General features: G+C 68.8%; 9 protein-coding genes. All 9 read right to left on the bottom strand.

The features are described from left to right. Window positions 1-6 precede the first annotated feature (6 nt). The 9 genes from AB4Z32_RS14470 to AB4Z32_RS14430 all read right to left on the bottom strand — a co-directional run bounded on the left by AB4Z32_RS14470 (window position 7) and on the right by AB4Z32_RS14430 (window position 11,010). Complete coding sequence (locus AB4Z32_RS14470; RefSeq protein WP_442122547.1) at window positions 7-447, bottom strand: MarR family winged helix-turn-helix transcriptional regulator; 441 nt, start codon at window positions 445-447, stop codon at window positions 7-9. Between the two features lie 22 nt (window positions 448-469). After that, complete coding sequence (locus AB4Z32_RS14465) at window positions 470-1,978, bottom strand: sensor domain-containing diguanylate cyclase (protein ID WP_442122546.1); 1,509 nt, start codon at window positions 1,976-1,978, stop codon at window positions 470-472. A 101-nt stretch (window positions 1,979-2,079) separates the two neighbouring features. Further along, the gene (gene kdpE / locus AB4Z32_RS14460; RefSeq protein ID WP_442122545.1) at window positions 2,080-2,775 is read right to left on the bottom strand and encodes a two-component system response regulator KdpE; all 696 of its coding nucleotides are present in this window, start codon (window positions 2,773-2,775) and stop codon (window positions 2,080-2,082) included. Continuing rightward, window positions 2,768-5,506, bottom strand: coding sequence for a DUF4118 domain-containing protein (locus AB4Z32_RS14455; RefSeq protein ID WP_442122544.1), 2,739 nt, complete (start codon window positions 5,504-5,506; stop codon window positions 2,768-2,770). The genes kdpE and AB4Z32_RS14455 overlap by 8 nt, the downstream gene beginning before the upstream one ends. Window positions 5,507-5,516: 10 nt before the next feature. After that, window positions 5,517-6,101: a potassium-transporting ATPase subunit KdpC gene (gene kdpC, locus AB4Z32_RS14450; RefSeq protein WP_442122543.1), complete on the bottom strand. Its 585-nt coding sequence runs from the start codon at window positions 6,099-6,101 to the stop codon at window positions 5,517-5,519. A gap of 14 nt (window positions 6,102-6,115) precedes the next feature. Next, the gene (kdpB, locus tag AB4Z32_RS14445) at window positions 6,116-8,173 is read right to left on the bottom strand and encodes a potassium-transporting ATPase subunit KdpB (protein ID WP_442122620.1); all 2,058 of its coding nucleotides are present in this window, start codon (window positions 8,171-8,173) and stop codon (window positions 6,116-6,118) included. A gap of 82 nt (window positions 8,174-8,255) precedes the next feature. Further along, window positions 8,256-10,061: a potassium-transporting ATPase subunit KdpA gene (gene kdpA / locus AB4Z32_RS14440; RefSeq protein WP_442122542.1), complete on the bottom strand. Its 1,806-nt coding sequence runs from the start codon at window positions 10,059-10,061 to the stop codon at window positions 8,256-8,258. After that, window positions 10,061-10,150, bottom strand: coding sequence for a potassium-transporting ATPase subunit F (locus tag AB4Z32_RS14435; RefSeq protein WP_442122541.1), 90 nt, complete (start codon window positions 10,148-10,150; stop codon window positions 10,061-10,063). Before AB4Z32_RS14435 ends, kdpA begins: the two co-directional genes overlap by 1 nt. Before the next feature lie 113 nt (window positions 10,151-10,263). Continuing rightward, complete coding sequence (locus tag AB4Z32_RS14430) at window positions 10,264-11,010, bottom strand: TorF family putative porin (RefSeq protein ID WP_442122540.1); 747 nt, start codon at window positions 11,008-11,010, stop codon at window positions 10,264-10,266. Between the last annotated feature and the right edge of the window lies 1 nt (window position 11,011).

The following is an 11,011-nucleotide window of genomic DNA, read 5'->3' as shown; positions in this document are numbered from 1 at the left end:
CGCCGGCTAGCTGTCTGCTGCCAGCTTGCCGCGCAGCTGCTCGAGCTGGCGCTTGAGCGCCGCCAGGTCGTCCGGCGGGCAGGCCGCCGCGCACAGCACCTGTTCCTGGATCGCCGCAGCGTCGCGCGCCATCGCGCGGCCGGCGTCGGTCAGGCTGACCACCACCTGGCGCTCGTCGAGGTTCGAGCGCGCCCGCGCCACCAGGCCGGCCGTCTCCAGGCGCTTGAGCAGCGGCGTCAGGGTCGCCGAGTCGAGGAAGAGCCGCGCGCCGATGTCGGACACGGTCACCCCGTCGCGCTCCCACAGCACCAGCATCACCAGGTATTGCGGATAGGTCAGGTCCAGCTTGCGCAGCAGCTTGCGGTAGACCTTGTTCATCGCCAGCCCGGTCGAGTACAGCGCAAAGCACAGCTGGTTGTCCAGCAAGGGGGTCGTCTTCGATTCCATGGGATGGATGTTAGATCGCGCGCTATGCAATTGCAAGCCGCGCCGCGATGCGATTGCGCCCGCCTTCCTTGGCTTCGTACAGCAGGCGGTCCGCGGCCTCGACCCAGGCGCCGTCCGGCCAGGCGCCGGCCAGGCCGGCCACCACGCCCAGGCTCAGGCTGACCTGGCCGTAGGGGCTGTCGGCATGCTCCAGCTTCAGTTCCGCCACCGCGGCGCGGATCGTTTCGGCCACCTTCACCGCGCCATCCAGGCTGGTAGCAGGCAGGATCACGGCGAATTCCTCGCCGCCGTAGCGCGCCGCCAGGTCGCCCGGCCGGCGCGCGCCGGCCGCGATCGCCGTGGCCACCTTGCGCAGGCAGTCGTCGCCGGCCACATGGCCGTAGCGGTCGTTGTACTTCTTGAACCAGTCCACATCGGTCAGGATCAGCGCGAATCCGCTGCCGCCGCGGCGCGCCCGCGCCAGCTCGCGCGCCAGGGTGTCTTCGAACAGGCGGCGGTTGGCCAGCCCGGTCAGGCCGTCGCTTTCGGCCAGCGCCCGCAAGGTTTCCTCGAGACTCTCGCGGATGCGGATCTGGTGGATCATGCGCCGCCCGCCCCAGGCCAGCAGGACGATCGCGAACGCCACCACACAGCTCATCTTGACCGCGCCCGCCCGCCATTCGGCAAGGATCTCGTCCCTCGACTCGGCGCTGGCCACCACCAGCGGATAGCCGTCCAGGTGGCGGTAGCTGTAGAGGCGCTCGATGCCGTCCATCCTGGCCCGCAGCATCGCGGTGCCGACCGGCCCGGCGCTCTTCATCATCTGGAAGACCGGCCCGCCGGCGATGCTGGTGCCGACCAGGTCTTCCGAGAACGGCCGCCGGTAGATCAGGGTGCCGTCGTCGAGGGCGAGCAGGATGGTGCCCTGGCGGCCGACGTCGAAGCGGTCGTAGAAGCGGCCGAAGAAGCCGAGGTCCAGCGTCACCAGCGCGACGCCGCCGAAGCTGCCGTCGGGACGGTCGATGCGGCGCGACACCGGGATCACCATCACGCCGGTGGAACGGCTGCGCACCGGCTTGCCCACGTGGCTGCGGCGGTCGGGGTCGGCCTGGTGATAGCGGAAGTACTCGCGGTCGGCGTTGTTGGCCTGCGGCGGCTTCGCCTGCGTCGTCACTTGCCAGCTGTCGTCGGGGCCATACACGAACAGGCCATGCACTTCGGCGGAATGGGCGGCGATGTGCTGGAAGCGCCGTTGCAGGCGCTCTCCCGCCGCGCCCTCCACGCCGTCCTGCTCGACACGCTCGACGGTTTCGGCCAGCACCGCATCGGCCACCTTGAACGAGGTCTCGGCCTGGGCCGCCAGCGCAAGCGCCATGTTCGCGGTGCTGGCCGAGGTCTCTTCCAGCTGGGCCTCGCGCGCCGTCCACAGGCTCCAGCCGCAGATCACCGGCAGCAGCACGCAGAACGCCGCCAGCAGGGCGATCGAACGCCCGACGATCGGGCGGCGTATCTGGTTCAGGTGTCGGAGGCGGGGCGTGGAACTCGGCGGCATCGGCATCGGGACGGGGAAGCTATCGCTGGAGGATAGATGCTGAACGCACGGCTAGTCCAGAAAATACCATATTGCCGGCGTTTAGTTGCCCCGAAACAACATCAAGGAAGCTGGAAGCGGTAGCCGACACCGGTCTCCGTCACCATGTAACGGGGTTGCGCAGGATTGTCTTCCAGCTTGTGGCGCAGGTGGCCCATGTAGATGCGCAAATAGTGCGCATTGTCGGCCTGGTTCGGCCCCCAGACCGCGCGCAGCAGTTGCGGCGTGGTCATCACCTTGCCGGGATTGGCGACCAGCACCGCCAGCAGCCGGTGCTCGGTCGGCGTCAGGCGCACCGCCTTGCCGGCCTTGGTCACGCTGCGGTTCTGGACGTCCACCTCGACGTCGCCGAAACTCACCTTGCCGTCGCCGCCGGTCGCCAGGCCGCGCTGGCGCCGCCGCGAGGCGCGCACCCGCGCCAGCAGCTCGCCGACGCCGAAGGGCTTGGTGAGGTAGTCGTCGGCGCCGCGGTCGAGGGCGCGGATTTTCTCTTCCTCGTCGACTCGTGCCGACAGCACGATGACCGGCACCGCCGACCAGGCGCGCAGGTCGCCGATGAAGTCGACGCCGTCGCCGTCCGGCAGGCCGAGGTCGAGGATCACGAGGTCGGGCTTGCGCGTTCCCGCCTCGACCAGGCCGCGCTGCAGGGTCGCCGCCTCGTGCACCTGCCAGCCTTCCTGTTCCAGCGCGCCGCGCACGAAGCGGCGAATGTGCGGCTCGTCTTCCACGAGCAGTGCCACGCCGATGAAATCACTCATCCTCTTCCTCGATCTCCATGTCTTCATCCGGCAACCGCATGTCCGGCGGCGTCCCCAGCGGCAGCGTGAAGACGAAGACGGCGCCGCCCTCCGGCCGGTTGGCCGCGCGGATCGTGCCGCCGTGCGCCTCCACGATGGCGCGGCAGATCGCCAGTCCGAGGCCGACGCCGGGCTTGGCGGACTCGCGCTCGCCACGCACGAATTTGTCGAACACCGCTTCCTCCTGGCCCGGCGGCAGGCCGGGGCCGTCGTCGGACACGGCAACCTCGAGCCATATGCCGTGACGCCGGGCGGACACCCCCACCGTGCTGCCGGCAGGCGTGTATTTTCCCGCATTTTCCAGGAGATTGGACAGCACTCGCTCGATCAGCACGGCGTCGTAGCGCACCAGCGGCAGGTCGGCCGGCACCCGTGTCTCCACGCTACGGCCGCCCAGCGCCGCCCGGCTGGCGCGCAGCGCACTGCCGATCGTCTCTTCGATGGCCTGCCAGTGAAGGCGCAGCTTCACCTCGCCGCTCTCGATGCGGGCCATGTCGAGCAGGTTCGTCACCATGGTGCTCATGCGCACGGTTTCCTCGCGCAAGGTGTCCGCCATGCTTCGCTGCGCCGGCGCCAGCGGCGGCATGGAGCGCGCCAGGGACTCGGCCTGCGCCATCAGCGAGGTGAGCGGCGTGCGCAGGTCGTGCGACAGGGCCGCCAGCAGGGAATTGCGCAGGCGTTCCGACTCGATCCTGACGAGCGCCTCCTGCGCCACCTCGATGTAGTGCACCCGCTCGAGTGCGATCGCGGCCAGGGCGGCGAAGGTGTCCAGCTGCTGGCGCTGTTCAGGGGCCTGCAGCCAGTGCGGCGCCGCGGCCTCGATCGCCAGCACGCCCCGCGTGCGCATCGGCGCCACCAGCGGCATATAGAAGAGCGGACTGCCCGGCAGGGTGTCGGTGCCCATGCCGGCGGCGGCGCCGTGATCGAAGGCCCATTGGGCCACGCCGGGATCGAGCGCGGCGATGGCCGGCTCGCCGTCGGCTTCCCCTGCTCCGGGGAGCTGCAGCCGGCCGTCGGCATCCGGCAGCAGCAGCGCCGTGCGCGCCCCGAAAGTGCGCTTGACGGCGTCGCGCGTGGCCTCCTGGATCTGCTCCGTCTGCAGCACCCCGGACAGCGCGCGCGCGAATTCGTACAGGGCATGCGTGCGGCTCTCGCGACGGGCCGCGACCCGCGCCTGGAAGCGCAGCCCCGCCGTCAGGTGCCCGGTGATGGTGCCGACTGCCAGCATCACGCCGAAGGTCACCAGGTACTGGAAATCCGAGATCGCCAGCGTGAAGCGCGGCGGCACGAAAAAGAAGTCGAAACAGGCCACGCCGACGCAGGTAGCGGTGACCGACGGGCCGCGGCCGAAGCGCACCGCCACCAGCAGTACGACCAGCAGGAACAGCATGGCGATGTTGGCCAGGTCGAGGTAGGCGATCGCCGGCGTGGCGGCCAGCGCCATGACCACGCTGGCGGCGACGGCAATGCCGTGCGCCGGCAAGACCTGGCGCAGCGGTATCCGGCCCGCCGGGCCGCCGCCAGGCCGCGGCGCACCATCGGCCGGGCGGTCGTGCGCCACCGCCACCTCGACCAGTTCGACGTCCGGCGCCAGCCGCCCGATGCGCAAACCGGCCGGCGCCTGCCAGCGCCACCGCGCATCGCTGCGACCGAGCGCGATCCGCGACAGGTTGTGGCTGCGCGCATAGTCGACCACGGCCGCCTCGACGCTGTCGCCCGACAGGACAGCGGTGGCTGCGCCGAGTTCGCGCGCCAGCTCGAGCGCGCCCAGGATCCGCTCGCGGCGCGGCGGGTCGAGGCGCTGCAGCGCCGGCGTCTCGACGTAGACCGCATGCCACTCCGCGCCCAGCTGGGCCGCCAGGCGCGCTGCGCTCCTGACCACGCCGTCGGCCTGTGGTCCCGGCCCGACGCAGGCCAGCAGCGCGCTGCCGGTGCGCCACACGGTATCGATCGATTTCTCGACCCGGTAGGCGCGCACGTCGTCGCCGATGCGCTCGGCAGTGCGGCGCAGCGCCAGTTCGCGCAGCGCGATCAGGTTCCCCTTGCGGAAGAAGTTCCGGCCGGCGCGTTCGGCCTGCTGTGCCTGATAAACCTTGCCGAGCTTGAGCCGGGTCAGCAGCTCGTCCGCCGGCAAGTCCACCAGCACCACTTCGTCGGCGTCGTCGAACACCCTGTCAGGCACCGTCTCCGCCACCCGCACTCCGGTGATCCCGCCCACCACTTCGTTCAGGCTCTCCAGGTGCTGGACGTTGACGGTCGTGAACACGTCGATGCCGGCCTCGATCAGTTCCTCGACGTCCTGCCAACGCTTCGGGTGGCGCGAGCCGGCGACGTTCGAATGCGCCAGCTCGTCGACCAGGACCAGGTCCGGACGCCGTTCGAGCGCGGCGTCGATGTCGAACTCGGTGAGCGCCTTGCCGCGGTAGTCGATGCGCTTGCGCGGCAGGACGTCCAGGCCTTCCAGCAGGGCCGAGGTTTCCGCACGGCCGTGGGTCTCGGCGATACCGACCAGCACCTTGCGGCCGGCGGCAAGCTCGCGCGCGGCGGACAGCATCGCATAGGTCTTGCCGACGCCGGCCGAGGCCCCGAAATAGATACGCAGCCGGCCGCGCGCGGCACGGCGCTCGTGTTCCTGCACCTGGGCCAGCAAGGCGTCCGGATCGCGCCTCGGGCCTTCGCCGGGGAAGCTCATGCGCCTTGCCTCATTGCGGATGCACCGCCTTGCCGTCCAGCGCAAGGTTCAGCGCCAGCACATTCACGCGCGGCTCGCCGAGGAAACCCAGCGCCGGCTGCTTGCGGTGCGCGGCGATCAGCGCGCGGACCTGCGGCTCCGGCAGCTTGCGCGCCGCGGCGACGCGCGCAGCCTGGTACTCCGCGGCCGCGATGCTGATTTCCGGATCGAGACCGCTGGCCGAGGCGGTGACCAGGTCGACCGGGATCGGCGCGCGGTTGGCCGGATCGGCTTTGCGCAAGGCCTCGACACGCGCCTTGACGGCATCGAGCAGCGCAGGGTTGGTCGGACCCAGGTTGGAGCCGCCCGAAGCGGCGGCGTTGCCGGCCATCGGTGCGGTTGCCGAAGGCCTGCCCCAGAAATAGCCGGGTTGCGAAAACGGCTGGCCGATCAGCGTGGAGCCGACCGCCCGGCCGTCCACCTCGACCAGGCTGCCGCCGGCCTGGTGGGCGAAGGCAAGCCCGCCGATGCCGGCCACGGCCGCCGGGTACAAAAGGCCGCACAGGATGCTCAGTGCGCCGAACAGCACCAGCGCGGGACGAATGATGGATGCCATGGTGATTTCCTTGTTCAGACGAGATCGAGCGACGCCAGCAGCACGTCGATCAATTTGATGCCGATGAATGGCAGGATGATACCGCCGATACCGTAGACCAGCAGGTTCCGGCGCAGCAGCGCGGTGGCGCCGATTGCCCGGTAGCGGACGCCACGCAGGGCCAGCGGAATCAGGAACACGATGATCAGCGCGTTGAAGATCAGCGCCGACATGATCGCCGAGGCCGGGCTGGCCAGGTGCATGACGTCGAGCGCCTTCAGCTGCGGGTAGGTGCCGACGAAGGCCGCCGGAATGATGGCGAAATACTTGGCGACGTCGTTGGCGATCGAGAAGGTGGTCAGCGAGCCGCGGGTCATCAGCATCTGCTTGCCGATCTCGACGATTTCCAGCAGCTTGGTCGGGTTCGAGTCGAGGTCGACCATGTTGCCCGCTTCCTTCGCGGCCTGGGTTCCCGAGTTCATCGCCACCGCCACGTCGGCCTGGGCGAGCGCCGGGGCGTCGTTGGTGCCGTCGCCGGTCATCGCCACCATGCGGCCTTCATCCTGGTAGCGGCGAATCAGCTTGAGCTTGTCCTCCGGCGTGGCCTCGGCCAGGAAATCGTCGACCCCGGCCTCGGCGGCGATGGCAGCGGCGGTCAGCTTGTTGTCGCCGGTGATCATCACCGTCTTGATGCCCATGCGGCGCAGCTCGGCGAAGCGCTCCCTGATGCCGCCCTTGACGATGTCCTTCAGCTCGACCACGCCCATCACGCGGCCGCCGTCGGCCACCACCAGCGGGGTACTGCCGCGGCGCGCGGCGTCTTCGACCGTGCGCGTCACCTCGGGCGGGAATGCCATGCCGAGCGACTCGACGTGGCGCCGCACGGCGTCGAACGCGCCCTTGCGGATCCTGCGCTCGCCGCAATCGACGCCGCTCATGCGGGTGTTCGCGGAAAACGGCAGGAACACCGCGTGCAGGCTCTCCAGCTCGCGTTCGCGGATGTTGAACTTCTGCTTGGCCAGCACCACGATGCTGCGCCCTTCCGGGGTTTCGTCGGCCAGCGAGGCCAGTTGCGCGACGTCGGCCAGTTCGCGTCCGGACACGCCGGGCGCCGGCAGGAAGGCGGCGGCCTGGCGGTTGCCCAGCGTGATGGTGCCGGTCTTGTCGAGCAGGAGCACGTCGACGTCGCCGGCGGCCTCCACCGCGCGGCCGGAGGTGGCGATCACATTGGCGCGCATCATGCGGCTCATGCCGGCCACGCCGATCGCCGACAGCAGGCCGCCGATGGTGGTCGGGATCAGGCATACCAGCAGCGCGATCAGGACCGTGATCGTGACCGGCGAGCCGTTCACGCCCGTGGCCTTCGCCGCCTCGACCGAGTACAGCGAGAAAGGCAGCAGGGTCACCGTCACCACCAGGAATACGATGGTCAGCGCCACCAGCAGGATGGTCAGGGCGATTTCGTTGGGCGTCTTCTTGCGCTTGGCGCCCTCCACCATCGAGATCATACGGTCGAGGAAGGTCTCGCCCGGATTGGCGCTGACCTTCACGACCAGCCAGTCGGACAGCACGCGGGTGCCGCCGGTGACGGCCGAGAAATCGCCGCCCGACTCGCGGATCACCGGCGCCGATTCGCCGGTGATCGCGCTCTCGTCGACCGAGGCGACACCTTCGACGACCTCGCCGTCGATCGGCACCACGTCGCCGGCTTCGATCAGCACATGGTTACCCTTGCGCAGGTCGGTGGCCGGGCATGGCAGCCAGGTGGTGCCGTGCCTGGGGGTGGCCAGCTTCTTGGCCACCACGCTCTGCTTGAGGCCGCGCAGCGAGGCCGCCTGGGCCTTGCTGCGGCCCTCGGCCAGCGCTTCGGCGAAGTTCGCGAACAATACCGTGAACCACAGCCACACGGCACAGGCGAGGATGAAGCCGCCCGGCGCCTCGCCGGTACCGAACAGCGCCTGCACGTACAGCAGCGTGGTGATGATGCTGCCGACGTAGACCACGAACATGACGGGGCTGCGCAGCTGGGTGCGGGGGTCCAGTTTCTTGAAAGCGTCGACCAGCGCGGGGACGGCCAGGCTGGTATCGAACATGTCCAGGCGCTTGCCGCCGGACGCTGCGCCGGCCGGCAAATCCGCGGCAGACGAAGGAAGTTGAGTCATGGGATGCTCCTGATTATTGTGCGAACAGCTGCAGGTGCTCGACGACCGGCCCGAGAGCGAGCGCCGGCACATAGTTCAATACGCCGACCAGCACCACCACGCCGACCAGCAGGCCGATGAACATCGGACCATGGGTAGGCATGGTGCCGGCCGTGGTCTGCAGGCGCTGCTTGGCCGCGAGCGAGCCGGCGATCGCCAGCACCGGTACGATTACGCCGAAACGGCCGAACCACATCGCGATCGCCAGCATCCAGTTGTAGAAGGGCGTGTTGGCGGACAAGCCGGCGAAGGCGCTGCCGTTGTTGTTGGCGGCCGAGCTGAAGGCGTACAGGATCTCCGAGAAGCCGTGCGCGCCCGGATTGGCGACACCCGCCCTGCCGTCGGCCGTCATCACGGCGATCGCCGTACCGGCCAGCACCAGCACCGGCGTGACCAGGATGGCGATCGAGGTCATCTTCATCTCGTAGGCCTGGATCTTCTTGCCCAGGTATTCCGGCGTACGGCCGATCATCAGGCCGGCGATGAACACCGCCATGATGGCGAACACCAGCATGCCGTACAGGCCGGAACCGACGCCGCCGAACACCACCTCGCCAAACTGCATCAGCATCAGCGGCACCGCGCCGCCCAGCGGCGTGAACGAGTCGTGCATCGTGTTCACCGCGCCGCAGGAAGCGGCCGTGGTGATGGCGGCGAACAGCGCGGAGGCATCGATGCCGAAGCGGGTTTCCTTGCCCTCCATATTGCCGCCCGACTGCAGGCTGCTCGCCTGCTGGTCGATGCCCAGGGCCTGCAGGGCCGGATGCGCCTGGTGCTCGGCCAGCATCACGCAGGCCGTCATGAGCACGAACAGGAAGGTCATGGCGCCCAGGATCGCCCAGCCCTGGCGGCGGTCGCCGACCAGGCGGCCGAAGGCGAAACACAGGCCGGCCGGGATCAGGAAGATCGACACCATCTCGAACAGGTTGGCCAGCGGGGTCGGGTTCTCGTAGGGGTGGGCCGAGTTGGCGTTGAAGAAGCCGCCGCCGTTCGTGCCCAGCATCTTGATTGCTTCCTGGGATGCCACCGGGCCCATCGCGATGGTCTGTGTGGCGGCGGTCAGGCTCTCCATCAGCGGCTGGCCCTGCGCGTCCTTCAGGGGCTGGCCATCGGCGCCGGTTCTCGGCTGGGAATAGCTGACCGGCTCGAGCAGCGCTACCGACTGGTAGCCGGAGAAGGTCTGGATCACGCCCTGGCCCATCAGGAACACGGAGAACACCAGCGACAGGGGCAGCAGCACGTACAGGGTGCTGCGGGTCAGGTCGACCCAGAAGTTGCCGATCGATCTGGCGGACTTCGCGGAAAAGCCGCGGATCAGGGCAAACACCACGGCGATGCCGGTGGCGGCCGAGAAGAAGTTCTGGCAGGTCAGCGCCAGCATCTGCGTCAGGTAGCTCATGGTCTGCTCGCCGCCGTAGCCCTGCCAGTTGGTGTTGGAGACGAAGCTGACCGCGGTGTTGAAGGCCGAGTCCGGGCTGAGGTTGCCGAGCCCCTGGGGATTCAGCGGCAGCCAGGCCTGCACGCGCTGCAGGACATAGACGGCAAGCGCACCAACGGCATTGAACACCAGCAGCGCGACGGCATAGGACTTCCAGCCCATGCCTTGCTCCGGCGCGATGCCGGCGGCGCGGTACAGGGCCGCCTCGATGCGGTGCAGCCAGCCGAAGCCGCGCACGCGTCCGCCCTCGGCCACGCGCGCCAGCAGGATCCCGAGCGGCCAGGACATGCCCAGCAGGATCAGCAGGAACGAGGCCAGCAGCGCCAGTGAATGAATGTCCATCACAGGTCCTCCGCATTGAACATGGCATACAGGAGGTACACCAGCAGGCCGCCCGACGCGAGCGCGCCGATCAGGTAAAAGAGGGTCATTTGCGCTCTCCCAGTCGAGAGCAAGCGCCAGCCATGCCCCAGGTCAGGGCAGCAAACAAGGCGATCGCGCCGATGAATACAATGTCCATGTGCACCTCGGAATGCAGGGTTGATCAAAAAATCTTGCTGACGCTGACGACCAGCGCCTTCTTGCCAAGGAACTTGCCGTTGGCCGGCGACGCGTAGGCGCTCTCGCCGGCGTTCGTGCCGACGAAGGCAACCGCCAGGGCGGCGGTGCCGAAATTCCTGGTGACGCCGAGCTTGTAGTCGGTGTAGCCGGCCGCATTGTGATGGCGCACGTCCTGGCGGCCGGCGTGCAGGTTGAGCGTCAGGCTATGGCCGAGGTCAAGATTGGCGCCCAAATCCAGGTAGCCGCTGTGGCGGCTGTCGACGTAGCCGAACAGGTTGGTCAGTGACAGCGAGTACTTGGCATAGGCCGGTCCGTACCCGAGCTGGCCGTAGATCTCGGCGGTGTCGGCATCGGCGAAGCCCGGCACGTTCTTCAGCCCGTTCGACGGGTAGACGTAGCCGAGCACGCCCACGTCATAGCTGACGTCGGCGCCCAGTTGGCCACGCTTGCCGGCATACAGGTCCCACTCGACATCGCCGCTGCCGCCGGCGTCCCTGGTCCATTTGATGGTGGACAGCCAGGTGCCCGCATACAGGCCGCTCGGATTGTGCGTGTAGTCGGCGCCGCCCTGCAGGGCCGGCTGCAGGCGGGTCTGCGAGATGCCGCGGTAGCGGTAATCGGAGGCCAGCGCCGCGTTATAGGTAAAGGCATGCTCAGGCTGGGCCTCCTGGGCGTACAGCGGTGCCGACAGCGAGGCGAGGATGGCCAGGATGAAGACGGTTTTGCTCATG

Source organism: Massilia sp. 2TAF26, from assembly GCF_052115005.1.
In the GTDB taxonomy this organism is placed as follows: domain Bacteria; phylum Pseudomonadota; class Gammaproteobacteria; order Burkholderiales; family Burkholderiaceae_D; genus Telluria.
The sequence above is the reverse complement of the archived record's forward strand: the minus strand, read 5'-3'. Positions and strand labels throughout refer to the sequence as shown.